This is a genomic window from Amaricoccus macauensis, from assembly GCF_014201905.1.
GTDB lineage: Bacteria > Pseudomonadota > Alphaproteobacteria > Rhodobacterales > Rhodobacteraceae > Amaricoccus > Amaricoccus macauensis.
This window is the reverse complement of sequence record NZ_JACHFM010000004.1, coordinates 292325-309720: the sequence shown is the minus strand read 5'-3', so window position 1 is coordinate 309720 and position 17396 is coordinate 292325. Positions and strand designations below refer to the sequence as shown.

The 17396-nt window shown below is 67.7% G+C and carries 15 protein-coding genes; 5 read left to right on the top strand and 10 right to left on the bottom strand.

Translation table 11 applies throughout. From position 1 onward, the window contains the following. Positions 1 to 11: 11 nt before the first annotated feature. The 10 genes from HNP73_RS18840 to HNP73_RS18795 all read right to left on the bottom strand — a co-directional run bounded on the left by HNP73_RS18840 (position 12) and on the right by HNP73_RS18795 (position 11693). Positions 12 to 1340: an NAD(P)/FAD-dependent oxidoreductase gene (locus HNP73_RS18840; RefSeq protein WP_184153596.1), complete on the bottom strand. Its 1329-nt coding sequence runs from the start codon at positions 1338 to 1340 to the stop codon at positions 12 to 14. Then, positions 1337 to 2836, bottom strand: coding sequence for an aldehyde dehydrogenase (locus tag HNP73_RS18835; RefSeq protein ID WP_184153593.1), 1500 nt, complete (start codon positions 2834 to 2836; stop codon positions 1337 to 1339). The genes HNP73_RS18840 and HNP73_RS18835 overlap by 4 nt, the downstream gene beginning before the upstream one ends. Then, positions 2829 to 3740, bottom strand: a complete 912-nt coding sequence (locus tag HNP73_RS18830) for a dihydrodipicolinate synthase family protein (protein WP_184153590.1) — start codon at positions 3738 to 3740, stop codon at positions 2829 to 2831. The genes HNP73_RS18835 and HNP73_RS18830 overlap by 8 nt, the downstream gene beginning before the upstream one ends. Continuing rightward, a complete protein-coding gene (locus HNP73_RS18825; RefSeq protein ID WP_184153586.1) occupies positions 3737 to 4447 on the bottom strand; it encodes a GntR family transcriptional regulator in 711 nt (236 codons plus the stop codon). The genes HNP73_RS18830 and HNP73_RS18825 overlap by 4 nt, the downstream gene beginning before the upstream one ends. Positions 4448 to 4608: 161 nt before the next feature. Beyond that, positions 4609 to 5664 (bottom strand): CobW family GTP-binding protein, encoded by a 1056-nt coding sequence (locus HNP73_RS18820; RefSeq protein WP_184153582.1) that lies wholly within the window; start codon positions 5662 to 5664, stop codon positions 4609 to 4611. Then, positions 5651 to 7954 (bottom strand): xanthine dehydrogenase family protein molybdopterin-binding subunit, encoded by a 2304-nt coding sequence (locus tag HNP73_RS18815; protein ID WP_184153579.1) that lies wholly within the window; start codon positions 7952 to 7954, stop codon positions 5651 to 5653. Before HNP73_RS18815 ends, HNP73_RS18820 begins: the two co-directional genes overlap by 14 nt. Continuing rightward, a complete protein-coding gene (locus tag HNP73_RS18810; protein ID WP_184153576.1) occupies positions 7951 to 8460 on the bottom strand; it encodes a (2Fe-2S)-binding protein in 510 nt (169 codons plus the stop codon). The genes HNP73_RS18815 and HNP73_RS18810 overlap by 4 nt, the downstream gene beginning before the upstream one ends. Next, complete coding sequence (locus HNP73_RS18805; protein WP_184153573.1) at positions 8457 to 9317, bottom strand: FAD binding domain-containing protein; 861 nt, start codon at positions 9315 to 9317, stop codon at positions 8457 to 8459. Before HNP73_RS18805 ends, HNP73_RS18810 begins: the two co-directional genes overlap by 4 nt. Positions 9318 to 9415: 98 nt before the next feature. Next, positions 9416 to 10027: an FCD domain-containing protein gene (locus HNP73_RS18800; RefSeq protein WP_184153570.1), complete on the bottom strand. Its 612-nt coding sequence runs from the start codon at positions 10025 to 10027 to the stop codon at positions 9416 to 9418. Between the two features lie 256 nt (positions 10028 to 10283). Beyond that, positions 10284 to 11693, bottom strand: a complete 1410-nt coding sequence (locus HNP73_RS18795) for a nucleobase:cation symporter-2 family protein (protein WP_184153567.1) — start codon at positions 11691 to 11693, stop codon at positions 10284 to 10286. 154 nt (positions 11694 to 11847) lie between these two features. Here HNP73_RS18795 and HNP73_RS18790 point away from each other — a divergent pair, with 154 nt between their 5' ends. The 5 genes from HNP73_RS18790 (at position 11848) to HNP73_RS18770 (ending at position 17390) form a co-directional block, all read left to right on the top strand. After that, positions 11848 to 12750, top strand: coding sequence for a LysR family transcriptional regulator (locus HNP73_RS18790; RefSeq protein ID WP_184153564.1), 903 nt, complete (start codon positions 11848 to 11850; stop codon positions 12748 to 12750). 96 nt (positions 12751 to 12846) lie between these two features. Beyond that, the gene (locus tag HNP73_RS18785) at positions 12847 to 14097 is read left to right on the top strand and encodes an amidohydrolase family protein (RefSeq protein ID WP_184153561.1); all 1251 of its coding nucleotides are present in this window, start codon (positions 12847 to 12849) and stop codon (positions 14095 to 14097) included. 38 nt (positions 14098 to 14135) lie between these two features. After that, entirely contained in the window at positions 14136 to 15116 is a 981-nt protein-coding gene (locus HNP73_RS18780; RefSeq protein ID WP_221288832.1) for a BMP family protein, read from the top strand. Between the two features lie 152 nt (positions 15117 to 15268). After that, complete coding sequence (locus HNP73_RS18775; RefSeq protein ID WP_184153555.1) at positions 15269 to 16240, top strand: BMP family protein; 972 nt, start codon at positions 15269 to 15271, stop codon at positions 16238 to 16240. Positions 16241 to 16307: 67 nt separating this feature from the next. After that, positions 16308 to 17390, top strand: coding sequence for an ABC transporter permease (locus HNP73_RS18770; RefSeq protein ID WP_184153552.1), 1083 nt, complete (start codon positions 16308 to 16310; stop codon positions 17388 to 17390). Positions 17391 to 17396: the final 6 nt, after the last annotated feature.

The window sequence follows — 17396 nt, the reverse complement described above, 5'->3', positions numbered from 1 at the left end:
CGCGTCCGGGGTCAGCCCTCCCGTCCGGCCTGCATCTCCTGCCAGCGAATGCGCGCGCGGGCACCGATCGTCGCGATCGGCTCGGGCGGCAGGCGGCGCGGCGCTGGCCGATCCTTGTACGTGTCGAGATCCACCGACCTGGTCCCTGTCGCGAGTTCAGCCGCCATCTTTCCGGCGAGCGTGCTCTTGACCGACCCGAGGCCGTTGCAGCAGCAGGCGGAGAAGAGGCCCTCGTCCACCTCGCCGAACGCCGGCACGCTGTTCAGGCTGAGGCAGAGGCGCCCGGCCCAGCTGTATTCGAAGCCGAGGCCGGCGAGATCGGGAAAGCGCGCGTCAAACGAGCGGCGCTGCTTCGCGGCGGTAGCGGCGACGCGCGCCTCGGAAACCTCGAGCGACGGATCATAGGTAAAGCGGGTGCGGATCACGATGCGCGACTGCGTCCCGTGCGTCACCTTGCGCACCGTCGCGCCCATCGGATCGGCGGGCAGCAGTGCCCAGCGGTCCTGGCCTGCCTTGTCCGCGAACGGCACCGTCATCGAGGCGTAGGTGAAGACGTGCATCAGGCGCCGCTCGAAGTGACCGAACGCCTGCACGAGGCCGTTGACCGCGAGGATCACCCTTGGCGCCGTCACCCGGCCCTTCGGCGTGGCGGCGGTCCAGGTGCCGTCCTCCCGGGTCAGTGCCGTGACCGGCGAGTTCTCGTAGACGTCGATCCGCTCCCCAAGCCCGGCGGCGAACGCGCGGATGTAGGCCGCCGGCTCGATCAGCACCGCGCCCGGGGTGTAGAGCCCGCCGCGATAGTAGTCGCTGCCGGTGATCTCGCGCATCCCGGCGGCGTCGATCTGCCGGAGCGGCTCGCCGATCGCGGCGAGCGACGCCGCGAAGTTCCGGTTCTGCGTCTCGCCGCGCTCGGACGCCGCCGCGTTGATCTTGCCGCAGGGGTCGAAGATCTCGCGCGGCATCCGGTACTCGGCCGCGGCTTCCGTCGCGAAGGCGATCCCGAGGCGGTTCTGCGCCATTTCGAGCCGCGTTCCCGCGGCGTCACCCGAGGAATAATCGCCGGCCGACAGGTTGTGCGGCACGTCGATCATGAAGCCGGAGTTCCGCCCCGCTGGCCCTTCGGCCAGCTCGCGGGCGTCGAGGACAACAATTCGCTCGCCCGGACGAAGCTGCGTCAGCCGACGGGCGGCGGAGAGGCCGGCGAACCCGGCGCCGATGATCAGCCAGTCGGCCCTCAGGTCAGTGTCGAGGGTCCGCGCCGGGAACGGGCGGCGCGAGATCGCCTCCCATCCCGAGCGGCCGGTATCGACCGGCAGGCGCGTGACCGCGATCGTCGTCATCGGACAGTCTCATCCGGGCGGTCGGAGACGTCGATCCAGATGGTCTTGAGCTCGGTGTACTGGTCGTGAGCGAAGATCGACTTGTCCCGCCCGCCGAAGCCCGACTCCTTGTAGCCGCCGAAGGGCGTGGTGGCGTCGCCCTCTCCGAAGCAGTTCACCGTGACGATCCCGGCGCGGATCTCGCGCGCGAGCCGGATCGCGTTCCGCAGGCTGCCGGTATGGACTGATGCCGCGAGCCCGTAGGGCGTGTCGTTGGCAAGCGCGACCGCCTCGGCCAGCGTCTCGAAGGTGGTGACCGCGAGCACCGGGCCGAACACCTCCTCGCGGAAGAGCCTTGCATCGGGCGCCACGCCGTCGACGACTGTCGGCTCGACGAAGATGCCGCCCTCGGTCGCGCCGCCGAGCGTTGGCGCCACGCCGTCGAGGAAGGACGTCACCTTGTCGAAATGCTCGCGGCTCACCAGCGCGCCGACGCGGTTGGCCGGATCGAGGGGGTCGCCCATCCGCCACTCGCGCATGTGGGCGGCGATGCGCTCGAGAAGCGCGTCCTTGACGCTCGCCTCGACGATCAGCCGCGAGGTGGCCGAGCAGTTCTCGCCCATGTTCCAGAAGGCGCCGTTCACCACATGGCTCGCCACGAGGTCGAGATCCTCCGCGTCGGCCAGCACAACGGCGGGGTTCTTGCCGCCGCATTCGAGCACCACGCGCTTGAGGTTCGAGTCTGCCGCATAACGCAGGAAGCGCCGGCCGGTGGCGGTCGAGCCGGTGAAGCTCACCATGGCCACGTCCATGTGCAGGCCGAGCGGCTCGCCCGCGTCCTTGCCGGTGCCGGTGACGACGTTGAAGACGCCCGCCGGCACGCCCGCCTCGACGGCGAGTTCCGCGACCCGGAGCGTGGTGAGCGAGGTCAGCTCCGCCGGTTTCACCACCACCGAGCAGCCGGCGGCGAGCGCCGGGCCGATCTTCCACGCGAGCATCAGCAGCGGGAAGTTCCATGGCAGCACCAGTCCGACGACGCCGATCGGTTCGCGGACGACGAGCGCCAGCGCCGAGGCGGCGGCGGGAGCAGTGGAGTCGTAGATCTTGTCGATCAGTTCGGCGTGCCAGCGGATCGTGTGGATGGTGTCGGGCACGTCGACCGTCTCGCACTCGGCGACCGGCTTGCCGCTGTCGAGGCTTTCGAGCACCGCGAGTTCGTGGCGGTTGCGCTCCATGAGCTTCGCGAGGCGGAGCAGGGTTTCCTTGCGCTCGGAGGGCGCGCGCTTGCGCCAGCGGCCATCATCGAAGGCTTCCTTCGCCTTGCCGACTGCGAAATCCACGTCCTCGGCACCGCAGGCGGCAAGCTCGGCCAGCACCTTGCCGGTGGCCGGGTTCACCGTCGGGAAGGTCTTGCCCGAGGCGGCGGGGCGGAAGGCGCCGTCGATGAAGGCGTTGCCGGAGAAGCCGAGTCCATCGGCGATCGCGGCGTACTCGGCGGCGGTCAGGAGATCAGACATGGTTCGCTCCCGAGGTGATCTTCGCGACGGTACGCTTCAGGGTGGCTATGACGGTCTCAAGCTCGCGCTTCTCGTCCGGGTCGAGGCCGCGCAAGGGCGCCCGCAGGCCGCCCGCCTTCAGGCCGGCGATCTCGCAGCCGTGCTTGATCGACTGCACGAACTTGCCACCGTCGAGAAAGTTCATCAGCGGCATCATCGCCATCATGATCGCCCGGCCCTTGTCGAAGTTCTTCTCGACGACGCAGGCCTCATAGAGCGCGATGTGTTCGGCCGGGATGAAGTTCGATCCGGCACAGACCCAGCTCCGCGCGCCCCATGCGAAGAATTCCAGCGCCTGATCGTCCCAGCCGCAGCTGAGGGCAATCTGCGGGAATCTGCGCGCCAGCATGTGGACCTGGCCCATGTCGCCGGAGCTTTCCTTGATCGCGACGACGTTCCGCGAGCGGCTGACGCGGGAGAAGTACTCCTCGCCCATGGAGATGCCCATGCGGCCGGGATAGTTGTAGAGCATGATCGGCAGGTCGGCGGCGCGGTCGATGGTGAGCGCATGGATGGCGTTCTCCCGCTCGGTCGGCACCGCGTAGGGCGGCGAGGTCACGAGGATCGCGTCCGCCCTGATCGCCTTCGCCGCCATGGCATAGGCGACCGAGTCCTCGGTGCGGATGGCGCCGGTGCCGACGATGAGCGGCACCCGCGTGCCGATCACTTCCTTCGCGAAGGTCGCGGAGTCGATCCGCTCTTCCATGGTGTGCGCATAATACTCGCCGGTCGAGCCGCCGATGATGATGCCGTGCACGCCCGCCGATACCAGCCATTCGAGCACGTCGGCGAAGGCCTTGCGGTCGATGGCGCCGTCGGCGGCGTGCGGCGTGATGGCGGGCGTGTAGATGCCTTCGAACTTCACGGCGTCCTCTCCGATCTGCCGCCGGCCTCGACGAGGGCGTCGGCTTTCAGTCCCTGCGGGGCGATGAACAGCTCCATGTTCTCCCGGGAGAGTTCCCAGTGGTCGAAGACGAGATCGACCACGGCCTCCTCGTCACGGGCGGTGATGGCGGCGATGAAGCTGTCGTGGTGATCGGCGGCGAGCTGCAACCGCCGCTCCATCCCGGCGTCGCGCGGCCGGAAGAAGGTGTGGCCGATCCGCGCGTGGTCGATGAGCAGCCGGCCGAGGCTCGGCTGGAGGTAGGCGTTGCCGGACATCTCGCCGATGATCTCGTGGAAGCGGTTGTTCTCGAGCACCATGGCGAGCGGGTCGCGGGCGTCGGTCGCGGCGCGGAACCGCGCCTGGGTCTCCTCCAACTCGGCAAGTTGCTTCGGACGGAAGTTCTGTACCGCGAGCCGGCCGATGGCGGCGTAGACCATGGGAGCGACGAGGAAGAACTGTCGGAGCGTGGCGTGGCTCATGGGCGAGACACGAGTGCCGCGGTTCTCGCGGATTTCCACGTAGCCCTCGCCCGCCAGCCGGCGGAAGGTCTCCCGCACCGGCGTCCGCGACAGGCCGTAGCTCTCGCAGAGCGCGGCCTCGTCGAGGTCCGCGTCGGGGTCGAGCTCCATCGTGAGGATCTGGCGCTTCAGATCCTCATAGAGACTGTCTTTCCCGGCCTTCACCATCAGACCCTCCCGTGACGCGAGCCAATGGGCTGCCCGAGTCGATGGGAGGATAGATGCCGGATTGGATACTCTGAGTCAACCTAAATGTATCCACCATGTATTCACTTCGAGTGTGGGTGGCTTCGGAACGCCCCGGCCGTGGCCGGGGCGCTCGCATCAGGTCACATCACTTCGGAAAGGCAGGCGCCCAGGCCCGCTTCCAGTTCGCCGCGATCGAGCCCGCGACCGATGAAGACGAGCCGGTTCTCGCGCTTCTCGTCGCCCCACGCGTGATCCGGCCGGAGGTCGATCAGCTCGTGGACGGCCTGCAGCACATGGAACCGGTCGTCGCCGGCGATCCAGAGGATGCCCTTGGTGCGAAAAGCGGTTTCTCCCTGTTCGCCGAGATGCTGTTCGAGGAAGCTCCGCAGTCGAGGGAGGTTGAACGGCTGATCGAAGGTGAACGACTCGGAGGTCACGGTGGCGTCGTGGCTGGCGTGGTTGTGCTGGTGCCCGTGTCCGTGCCCGTGTCCGTGGCCATGCTCGCCGTCGAGGTCGAGAAGCTTGGCCCGCTCGGCGACGTAGGAGGGGGTAAAGCCGCTGATCCCGAGGATCGAGCCGAGATCGACCACGCCGTACTGCGAGCGCAGGATGCCCGCCGTCTGGTTCAGGCCACGGATCTCGTGCTCGAGATCGGCAAGGGCCGCCTCGCTCGCAAGATCGGTCTTGTTGATGACGATCCGGTCGGCGGCGACGATCTGATCCACCGCCTGGTTCGGCTTGCCGTCGAGCACCGTGTCATGCAGGTGCTGGCCGATGTGCTTGGCGTCGACCAGCGTCACGATGGCGTCGAGCTCGGTGGCGTTCATCACGTCCGGGTCGATGAAGAAGCTGGTGGCGACCGGCGTCGGGTCGGCGAGGCCGCTGGTCTCGACGATGACGTGGTCGAAGCGGTCGCGCTGGGCGATGAGCTTCTTCATCACCTCCACGAGGTCGTTGCGCACGTCCACGAAGCAGCAGATGCAGCCGTTCTTCATCTGGAAGATCTCCTCCTCGGAGGCGAGCACCAGATCGGAATCGACGTCGATCTCACCGAACTCGTTCTCGATCACCGCGATGCGGTGGCCGTGCCGTTCGGTCAGGATGTAGTTGAGCAGCGTCGTCTTGCCCGCCCCGAGAAAGCCGGTGAGGATCGTCACGGGGATCTTGTTGGTGTCCTGCGGCTCATAGACCTGCATTGGTCGTCTCCTCCTTGGCGCGGAGACCCTTCAGGACGTCTTCCGGCGTGATGGGATAGTGGTGGAACCGGACGCCGATGGCGTCGTGGATGGCGTTGGCGATCGCCGGGCCGATGGCGATGATCGGATCCTCGCCCACGCCCTTCGCGCCCCACGGGCCACCGGGATCGGGCGCGGCCTCGAGGATCACCGTCTCGATATGCGGCATGTCCATGGAGAGCGGCATCTTGTAGTCAACGAGCCCGGCGTTGAGCGAGCGGCCGTTGGTCCGGTCGATCACGTAGTCCTCGGTCAGTGTGTGGCCGATGCCCTGCTGGATCCCGCCCTCGATCTGGCCCTGCGCGGCGATGGGGTGGATCACCTTGCCGATGTCATGAACCGGCAGGACATGCTTCACCTCGACGAGGCCGGTCTCGGTATCGACGGCCACCTCGACGAAATGCGCGGCGAAGGAATAGGACTTCGTCGGCATGTAGCTCGCGGTCTCGATCAGGTGCTCCGCCGGGATGCCCCGGCTCGGCCCCATCGCCTCGTGGACGGTGATGCCCTGCTCCGGGTTGGCCGTGAGGAACACCCGGCCGTCGACGAGATCGACGTCCTCGACCCGCGCCTGAAGTCTCTCCGCGCCACGGCGCAGCACGGAGGCCCGCACCTTCGCCGCCGCCATCTTTGCCGCGGACCCGACAAGATAGGTGGTGTGGCTCGCGAAGGCGCCGATGTCCCAGGGCACCACGTCGGTGTCGCCGTGGACGACCGAGACGCTCTCGAACGCCACGCCCAGTTCCTCGGCGACGATCTGCGCCAGCGCGGTGTGCGCGCCGGTGCCGAGGCCGGCGGCGCCGGTCAGCAGCGTGACGCTGCCGTCCTCGTTCATCTTCACCGTGGCGTTGCCCTGCTCCTTGATGCCGGGATAGGCGCTGGAGCCGTGCATCTCGCAGCCGATGCCCCAGCCGCGACGGATCGCCGGGTTCGTCGGGTGCTCGCGCGGCTGGGCGCGTTTCGCCGCCCAGTCGAAGCGGGTGATGCCCTCGCGGATGCAGGCGGGCAGGCCGTCGCCGATGATCGGGTGACCGGAGGGCGCGATGTCACCGTCCCGGACCGCGTTCTTGAGCTTCAGCTCGGCCGGGTCGACCCCAAGGCGCTCGGCGGCCTCGTCCATCTGGATGTCGATGGCGAAGTAGGTCTGCACCACGCCATAGCCGCGATAGGCGCCGGCGATCGGGGTGTTGGTGTAGACCGCGCGGCCGTTCAGCCGGACGTTCTCGCAAGCATAGAGCGAGGTCGCCGACGCGGTGCCGACATTGGTGACGCCGGGGCTGTGCGAGCCGTAGGCGCCGGACTCGAAGACGAGCTTCATGTCGCGGGCAACGAGGGTGCCGTCCTTGCGGAAGCCCTGACGCAGCCAGAGCCGGAAGGGATGGCGGGAGCGGCCGGCGACGAAGGTCTCGCGGCGGGTGAACTCCATCTTCACCGGGCGCCGGGTCTGCTTCGCGAGAAGGGCGCAGAGGAATTCGTGCTGGAAGAGATCCTGTTTTGCGCCGAACCCGCCGCCCATGTGGTCGACGAGGACGCGCACCTTGTTGAGCGGCAGCCCGAGTACCTCGGCAAGCGCGCCTCGGACCATGAAGGACGACTGGGTCGAGGTCCAGAAGGTGAGCTTGTTCGAGCCGTCCCAGTCGGCGATGCAGACGTTCGGCTCCATGTAGGTCGGAACCGGACGGCCGCCCTCGAAAGTGCCCTCAAGGATCAGGTCGGCCTCGGCGAAGCCCTTCTCGACGTTGCCGCGCTCCACGTGCACCGGCGGGATGACGAGATTGCCGCCCGGGCCAACACCGTGGATCAGCGGCGCGCCCGGTACCTGCGCCGCGTCGATGTCGCAGACCGCCGGCAGCGGCTCGTACTCGACCTCGATGAGGTCTAGCGCCTCGTCGGCGATCTCCTCGGAGATGGCGGCGACGGCGGCGACGCCCTCGCCCCAGAACCGGACCTTGTCGTCGAGGATGTACTGGTCCCGCGTGCAGGAGGCTGACCGCGGATGCGGCGAGCCGTAGTGGAGCACGCGCGGCACGTCGGCGTGGGTCAGCACCGCCTTGACCCCGGGCAGCGCCAGCGCCTTCGAGGCGTCGATGCGCACGATCCGGGCGTGGGCGATCTCGGATCGCTTGATCTTGCCGTGGAGCAGGCCGGCCGGCGCATAGTCGCCGGTGTAGAGGCCTTCGCCTGTCACTTTCTCGAGGACGTCGGCGCGCTTCACGCTCTGTCCCACGATGCGGAAATCCTGCCTGGTCATTCGGCGGCCTCCAGCCCGGACGCGTCGGCGGGGGGCGCGGCCATGCGCCGCGCCGCGGTGCGGATGGCGTCGAAAATCTTGGTGTAGCCGGTGCAGCGGCAGATATTGCCCGAGAGACCGAAGCGGATCTCCTCGTCGCTGGGGTCCGGGTTCCGCTCCAGCAGGCTTTGCGCCATCAGGAGGATCCCCGGCGTGCAGAAGCCGCACTGCGAGGCGCCGTGCTCCATAAAGGCTTCCTGCAACGGATGGAGCGCGTCCGGCCCGGCCTGCATACCCTCGACGGTCCGCACGTCGCGGCCCGCTGCCTCGACGGCAAGCATCAGGCAGGCGTTGACCGGCTCGCCATCGACGATGACGGTGCAGGCGCCGCAGTCGCCGACGTCGCAGCCCTTCTTGGTACCGGTGAGGCCGGCCTCCTCGCGGAGCGTGTCGAGAAGCGAGCGGTAGCCCTCGACGGCGAGGCTCCTTTCCTCGCCGTTGACGGTGAGCGTGACGAGCGTCTTCATGCGGCGGCCTCCAGGGCGAGCGTGACGGCGCGGCGGGTGAGCACCCCCACCATGTCGCGGCGATAGTTGGCGGAACTGCGGACGTTGCTGATCGGCGTGCACTCCAGCATCGCCTGTTCGGCGGCAGCGGCCACGATGCCCGCCTCGAGGCGCGAGCCGGTCAGGATGGCTTCTGCCCCGGGTGCGCGCAGCACCGTCGGCCCGACGGCGCCGAGCGCGATGCGCGCGGCCGTGCAGCGTCCGTCCGCGGTCTCGAGGCTGACCGCGACGCCGACGGTCGCGAGCTCCATCGCCCTGCGGCGGCCGTGCTTGATGTAGGCTCGGCCGCTGCCCGTGGCGGGGGGCGGAACGCGGATGCCGGTCGCGATCTCGCCCGGGGCGAGCACGCTGCGGCCGGGGCCGGTGAAGAAGTCCGCGAGCGCGATGCGACGGCCACCGTTCGGTGCCCAGGTCTCGATCTCGGCTCCGTCCGCCACCAGAGGCGGGATTGTGTCGGCGGACGGCGAGGCCCGGCAGATGTTGCCGACCACCGTCGCGCGGTTGCGGACCTGGATCGACCCCAGCGAGCGCAGGCCGGCCCAGAGGTTCGGATAGAGCCGCGCCACTTCCGGATGCCGCTCCAGCGTGCCGGCGGTGACGAGCGCCCCGAACCGCAGGCCCTCGCCGTCGAGCGTCACGGCGTCGAGGTCGGTGATGCGCTTGATGTTGACGAGATGGTGCACCCGGCGCAGCCGCTCGCGGATCTCCACGAGCAGGTCAGTGCCACCGGCGAGCAGGAACGTGCCCTCGCCGAGACCGGTCAGGAGGTCTGATGCCTCCGCGAGGGTTCCCGGCTCATGGTATTCGAATCGTCGCAATTCGGCCTCCCCTGGTTGCTGGTCTCAAGCATTCTCTTGCCTGGCCGCTGATCCGTTGGGGGCTACGCCGGGTCGTCGCTTCTTCGGGGGCGGGCGGCCTAGTCCTGAGGGCCGCCGGCGCTGGTCAGGGTCTTCTCGATCTCGGTCAGCAGCGCGGTGTTGATTTCCGCGGCGCCCTCGCCATCGCCACGCAGCAGCGCGGCGAGCGTCTTGGTGTGCGCAGGGACACCGGAGAGCACCGGGACATGAGCCGAGCGCCCGGCGAGAAGCGGCTGGCAGTCGATGAGCTCGCGCACGAAGCGGGCGATCATCGCGTTGCCGGCGAGTTCGGTGAAGGCGATGTGGAACTCCCGCGCACGGTGGCTCGCCTCCTCGCGCCGGCCGTCGTCATAGGCGGCGGACTCGGCGCGCAGGATGGCCTCGAGGCGGCTGCGGCCGGCATCGTCGAGCCGTCCGGCGAGGCTGGTGAGCGCCGCCCGTTCATTGACGATGCGCGCCGTCATGATCTGGTGCGCGAGATCGGGCGAACACTCGATCACGCTCGCCCCCTTGTTGCGGTGCAGATCGACGAGGCCGGCCTGAGCGAGGCGCAGGAGCGCGTTTCGGACCGCGAGACGGCTGGCCCCCGCGGCTTCCGAGAGTTCGCGCTCGACCAGTCGGTCCCCGGGGCGAAGCCGGCGTCGGTGCAGTGCCTGGCTGACAACGCGCACGACACGCTCTTCCGCCTCCGGCCCGCTCTTTGGGAGCGCATCTTCTTCGGAGTCCGGCTGATGCGATTCGGCTGCGCTGCGTTCCACGGTGCCCGCCTGCGGAGATTGTTGACAATCAAAGCGTGGCAGTCAGCCGAAATATTGTCAACAATCAAATGCGAGACCCCGGGTGCGAAGGTGGCGCGTGCCGCGTGGAAAGTGAAGGGGGCTGGACGACGCCCCCCGCGCCATCCAGCTCCCTTCTGCCCGGCAGAGGTCAGGCGTTGACCTCGGCCGGAGTCTGCGGGACCACCGGGGTGGAACCGGTGGTCTCCCGTTTCGGCACACCGTTGAAGAGCAGGTTCAGGAGTACCGCGGTAAACGTGCCGACCAGAACACCGCTGTGGAAGAACCGGCTGACCGCTTCCGGCAGCTGATCGAAGACCCCGTCAGCGACCACCGGCACCATGGCGAGGCCGACGCTGACCGCCACGATGTAGAGGTTGCGGCGGTTGTGGACGAAGTCGACCTTGGCGAGGATCTTCACGCCGGTCGCCGACACCATGCCGAACATCAGGATCGCGGCGCCGCCGACGACGTAGCTCGGGATCGACGCGCTGACGAAGGCGACCTTCGGCAGGCAGCCGAGCAGGATCAGCATCGCGCCACCGGCCGCAACCACCCAGCGGCTGAGCACGCCGGTTACCTGCAGAAGCCCGACGTTCTGGGCGTAGGTGGTGTAGGTGAAGGTGTTGAACAGGCCGCCGATGATGTTGCCGATACCGTCGGTGCGAAGTCCGCGCGCCAGCCGGTCCTCGCTGATCTTCTGTCCTGCAATGTCGCCGATCGCAATGATCTGGCCGGTCGCCTCGATCATCATCACCGTCATCACGGCGCAGAGCGCCAGCGTGCCCCAGAGATGGAAGACCGGCACACCGAATGCCAGGGGCCGGACGATCGTGACCCAGCCCGTGTCCGCAACACCGTGAAAGTCGACGCGGCCGAAGGCGATGGCGATCGCAAAGCCGATTCCGATGCCCATGAGCACGGCGATGTTGGCGAGGAAGCCCTTGAGATACCGGGTGAGGAGGAGAATCGTCAGCAGGACGATTGCCGCAACCGCCAGCGCGAACGGCTCGCCATAGGCCGGGTTCGCCACCATGGCGCCCTCCGGTCCGCGGATCATCGGCTGGCCGCCCGCAGCCCAGTTGACCCCGACCCGCATCAGCGACAGGCCGATCACCAGCATGACCGACCCGGTGACGACGTGCGGGAAGAACCGGACCCAGCGCCCGAAGAACGGCGCGGCGAGAACGGTGAAGACACCCGATGCGATGACGGCGCCGAAGACGCCCTGCATCCCGGATGCCGGGTCGGAGCCGGTGGCGATGATCACCGGAATTGCCGTGAAGCTGATGCCCATCATGATTGGCAGGCGAGCGCCGAACTTCCAGACACCAAGACACTGAATAATCGTCACCACGCCGCAGCAGAACAGATCGGCGCTGACCAGCATCGCAATCTGATGCTTGTCGAGGTGCATGGCATTGCCAATGATCAGCGGGACCGCGACGGCACCCGCGTACATGACGAGCACATGCTGAAGGCCGAGCGCGAGGAGCTTCGGCAGCGGGAACATTTGTTCGATCGGGTCTTCAATGGGATGTGCGGCCGCAGTGAGCGCCATATGTCCCTCCCCCCTGATATTCATGGATTTGCCGGCACGAACAGGGCTTGGATTCGCCGTTGGGTTCGCCGGAGTGCCGCCATGCTGCGGCGAAGGGTTCCATGAAGCAACGGCCCCAACTATCTATATTCATCTAGTAAGCCTATGATTGGCCATGGAGCCGACCCTCAAGCAGCTCAGGGCGTTCGTCGTCGTCGCCGACACGGGCCAGTTCACCCGGGCGGCAGAGCGGCTCGACCTCTCGCAATCCGCTGTCAGCACGCTGATCCGGCAGCTCGAGCGGAGCCTCGGCCTTCGCCTTTTCGACCGTCACACCCGGGTGCTGCGTCTGACGGAAGCAGGCGAAGACATTCTGCCGGTGGCGCGGCACGCGGTCTCCGATGTCGACATCATCGTCGAGAACTCGCAGGAACTCGGGCTGCTGCGCCGCGGCCGGGTCGCCGTCGCCGCGGGCACGCTGCAGGCCGCCCTGACCCTGCCGCGGGTCATCGGCGCCTTCAACGAGCGTTTCCCCACCATCGAGGTGCGGATGTACGACGTTTCGGAGCGGGCCGTCATCGACATGGTGAAAAGCGGGACCGTGGACATCGGCATCGGCACTGTGCCCGATGACGACAGCGAGATCGTCGGCACCCGCCTTTCGAACGACGTCTTCCTGCTGGTGCTGCGTCCCGAACATCCGCTGGCGCGCCGCAAGAACCTCTCCTGGGCCGATCTTGAAGGGATTCCGCTGATCGGGCCGCAGACCGGGAACCCGATCCGCGAGCGGCTCGAGGCAGAGCTGGCCCGCGAGGGGATCGTGCTCAAGTTTCACCGTGCCGTGCAGGACGTCACCCTGCCACTCACCATCGTCGGCATGGTGGAGGGTGGACTCGGGATCGCGGTGCTGACCTGTGCGGTTGAACGGCTTGTGCGGGCCATGGGCCTCGTCACCGTGACGCCCGGCCAGCCGGTGCTGTCGCGGGCGGTTTCAGTGATCCTGAAACGCGATCGCTCGCTGTCTCCGGCGGCAAGGCAGTTCCGCGATTTCGTGTTGCGCTCGGCGCAGGGGGATTGATCTGATTATCTGATCATTTAATAATTATAATTAGTTTGCCTGATCGAACTCCACCCTCCTATTGTCAACAATCAAACGACGAGGGGGGAAGTCGTCATGCTGGACCAGCAGAGCGCAGTGAGGCTCGGACCACGGCTGCTCGCCGGTGGTATGCTCGCCATCGACGGCGGCACGGTGCAGGGCGATCTTCTGATTTCGCCGGAGGGTCGCATCCAGGCGCTGGGCCTCGGGCTCGCTTCAGGTCCCGGAGTCGAGCGCGTTGATATCAGCGGAAAACTCGTCTCGCCGGGCCTTGTCGACGCGCATCAGCATCTCGACAAGACCGGAGTGCTGCGCTTCACGCCCAACCCGTCCGGCACGCTGCAGGGCGCCCGGGATGCCTTCGCGAAGTATGCCCGGACGGCGCCGCCGGATGACATCACGCGTCGCGCCGGCCGCACGCTCGGACGTTGCCTTTCGCGCGGGACGACGGCGATCCGCAGCCACATAAACGTCGACAAGGACGCAGGCTTCCGCGGCATCGAGGCGCTTGCGGCGTTGCGCGCCGAATGGGCGGACCGCGTGACCTTGCAGCTCGTCGCCTTCATGACGCCGCACCCGGGGCAGGACTTCGACTGGCTTGCAGCGAACATCGACGCCGCGGTGGGCCTTGCCGACGCGGTGGGCGGAACTCCCGCAGTGAGCGAAGACCCCGAGCGCTATCTCGACGTGATCTTCGAGGCGGCGGTGCGGCACGGCAAACCCGTCGACCTGCACCTCGACGAACATCTCAACCCCGCGCGTCCGCTCTTCGACGCGGTGCTCGACCGGGTGGAGCGCTTCGGAATGCAGGGCCGCACGGTCCTCGGTCATTGCTCCGTCCTCTCCGCCTTGCCGCGCGCCGAGTACGAGCGCATCCGGGAGCGCATCGCCGCCGCGCGCTGCGGCGTCATCACCCTGCCGGCGGCGAACCTCTACCTTCAGGGTCGCGATGCCGACATGCTGCCGCCGCGCGGTCTGACCCGTGTCGCGGATCTGGCGCGCGCCGGGATCCCCGTCGCCACCGCCTCCGACAACATTCAGGATCCGTTCGTCCCGACGGGCTCCGGCGACATGCTCGAGATCGCCCGATGGACGCTTCTCGCCGGCCACTTGCGCGGCGACGAACTCGGACTCGCCCACCGCATGGCCACGGAGGTTCCGGCGCAGCTGATGGGGCTTGGTGACGACTATGGCCTCCGCACCGGGGCATGGGCAAATTTACTCATCACTGACTGCCCTGACATTGACACGCTGGTCGCCGGCGGACCGGACAACCTGTGCGTCCTGGCGCGCGGCCGGGTGGTCTCCGAGCATTCCGTAACCTGACAGCGCGCCTCCGGCCGCCGATGAGGAAGGATCACATCATGTTCCGCTTCACCGCTGCCCTCGCCGGGATGGCGATCGCAGCAGCCTTGGGTTTTGTCAGCGCCGCCAACGCGGAGGACGGCTTTCGCATGGGACTGCTCGTTCCGGGCAGCGTCTCGGAAGAGGGCTGGAACCGCATCGCCTATGACGCGCTGAAACGTGTCGAGACAGAGCTCGATGCCGGGGTCAGCTATGTCGAGCTTCACGACAACCCCGCGACGTTCGAGACGGCGTTCCGCAACTACGCCAGTCAGGGCTATGACGTCGTGCTCGGCCACGGCTTCCAGTTCGAGGACGCGGCGCTCACCGTCGCGCCGGACTACCCGGACACCACCTTCCTCATTTCATCGAGCCACATTCACGACGGCAACGTGGTGGGCCTCGACACCGACTCGAGCCAGCCGTTCTACCTGATGGGCATCCTCGCCGCGATGACCGGCGACGCTGCCGGTCTGGTGGGAGGCATGGAGATCCCGCCGATCCATGACGCATTCGAGGGCTTCCGTCTCGGCGCGGCGAGCGTCTCCCCGGACTTCAGGATGTCCGAGATCTACATCGGCAGCTTCACGGACATTTCCGCGGCCAAGGAGGCGGCGCTGAGTCTCGTGGCCCAGGGCGCGGACTTCCTCGTGCCGAATGCGAACGCAGCCGGCCTCGGCGTCATCCAGGCGGCCAAGGAATCGAACGTCGGGACCTTCAGCGTCTACAGCGATCACCGTGCGGTGGCGCGGAAGAACATCCTCGGCGTCTATGTCGCCGACTACGGCCAGGGGATCGTCCGCATCGCCTCGGAGGTGAAGAAGGGCAGCTTCGCGCCCGCCTCGAACATCGTGTTCGGCCTGAGGGATACCGACGTCATGCACTTCGAGCTGAACCCCGAGGCCGAGCCGGCCGTCGCCGAGAACGTCAGGGCGGCGATCGACGCGGCGCGGACGCAGATCATCGCCGGGGACATCCGTACCCGCAGCCGCGACAACTAGCCCGAGATCCGATCGGGCGGAAGCGCCCGACGGAAGAGATATCGTGGAATTCCAATAGTCTCGAAGGGAACCAGCCGGCTCCGCCGGAGCGGGTTCGGATCCGGCTGGCTGGCGCCAGCCACAACAGAAAAACTTTCCGGGAGGATCAAGAGATGACTTTCACCAGACGAGCAGTCCTGGCCACCACCGCCGCCACGCTCCTCTTCGCCACGGCCGCCACGGCCGATGAACTGAAGATGGCGCTCCTCGTTCCCGGCAGCGTTTCGGAGGAAGGCTGGAACCGCATCGGCTTCAACGCCCTGAAGCGGGTCGAGAGCGATCTCGGCGCCAAGGTGAGCTATGTGGAGCTCCAGCAGAATCCTGCGGCGTTCGAGAAGGCGTTCCGGGACTACGCGGCCCAGGGCTACAACGTCATCCTCGGCCATGGCTTCGAGTTTCAGGACAGCGCGATCGACGTCGCCTATGATTTCCCCGACACGGTGTTCCTGATTTCATCGAGCGACATCCACGAGGGCAACGTCATCGGTCTCAACACCGATACCAGCCAGGCCTTCTACCTGATGGGCGTCGTCGCGGCGAAGCTCGGCAAGAAGGCGGGGCTGGTTGGCGGCATGGAGATCCCGCCGATTCAGGAGGCGTTCGAGGGCTTCATCAACGGCGCGAAGAGTGTGAACGCCGACTTCCCGATCTCCGAGACCTACATCGGCAACTTCACCGACACGACGGCGGCGAAGGAAGCGGCACTCAGCATGATCTCGCAGGGCGTCGACTTCCTGATCCCGAACGCATCCGGCGCCACCGTCGGCGGCTATCAGGCGGTGGCGGAATCCGGGCCGGGCATCGGCACGTTCAGCATCTTCAGCGACTACACCGAGGTGGCGCCGCAGAACGTGCTCGGCATGTACGTCACCGACTACGCCGCCGGTGTCACCAAGGTGGTGCGGGCCATCCAGGGCGGCGACGTTCCCGAAACCAACGTGGTCTTCGGCCTGAAGGACAAGGACGTCATGCAGTTCACCTTCCGTGACGAGGCGGCACATCCGGTGCCGGCGGATGTCCGGGCCGAGGTTGCGGCCATCTCCGACCGCATCGCGGCGGGCGAGATCGTGACCCGCGGCAACTGAGCGTCCGCGGCGGCCCGGGGCAACGGGCCGCCACCCTTCCCGCCACCGAGTAGGAAGCCATCCCGACATGACCGCCGTACCTCTCGCAGGCGCTGACGGCCTCGCAGCCCGCAATTCGCGACGGCTCGCCTCCCTCGTCCGCGCCATCGTCCTTCCCGCCGCCGCGGTCGTGATCGCGCTCGCGTGCGGCGCGCTGCTGCTTTACGCGACCGGCTTCGACGGCGCCGCGCTGTTTCGCGTGATGCTGGTCGATTCCTTCGCCGACACCCGCTCGATCGGCGAGACGCTCCTGAAGGCGATCCCGCTCATCCTGATCGGGGCGGGGCTCTGCGTCGCCTTTCGCTGTGGTATCTGGAACATCGGCGCGGAGGGCCAGCTCTATGCCGGGGCCATTGCCGCCACGCTGGTCGGCACCAGCCTGCATGGCCTGCCGCCCGCGCTGCACATCACGCTGGTGATCATCGCGGGGGCGCTCGCCGGCGCGTTCTGGGCCGGCATCGCGGGGGCGCTTCGCGTCGCCTTCGGGGCGAGCGAGATCGTGACGACGATCATGCTGAACTACGTCGCGCTGTTCCTGACGAGCTGGCTCGTCACCGGGCCGATGAAGGACGCGGGCGCGGCCTATCCGCAATCCGCCCGTCTCGCCCGCGAGGCGTGGATGCCGCGGATCATCCCGGAGACGCGGCTTCACCTCGGCATCCTCGTGGCGCTCGCCCTCGCGGGTCTGCTCTATGTCTTTCTCTTCCGCATGGGCGCGGGCTACCGGGTGCGCGTGGTCGGCACCAGCGCGGACGCGGCCCGCTATGCCGGCATGAACGTCGGGCGCAACATGCTGCTCGCGATCTGCATCAGCGGGGCGATGGCCGGGCTTGCCGGTGCCTTCGAGGTCGCTGGCGTCACCCGGCGGCTCTATCAGTCGATCTCGCCGGGCTACGGTTTCGAGGGCATCGCGGTCGCGCTGCTCGCGGGCAACAACCCGCTCGGCGCCATCGCCTCGGGCGGGCTCTTCGCCGCGCTCCGGTCCGGCTCGGAGCTGCTTCAGATCAACGAACAGGTGCCGCAGGTGCTCGTCCAGGTGATCCAGGGGATCGTGATCCTGCTGGTCGTGGCCTTCGGCGTGCTTGGCGCGCGACTGCGGCTTCGGCGCTGAGGGGAA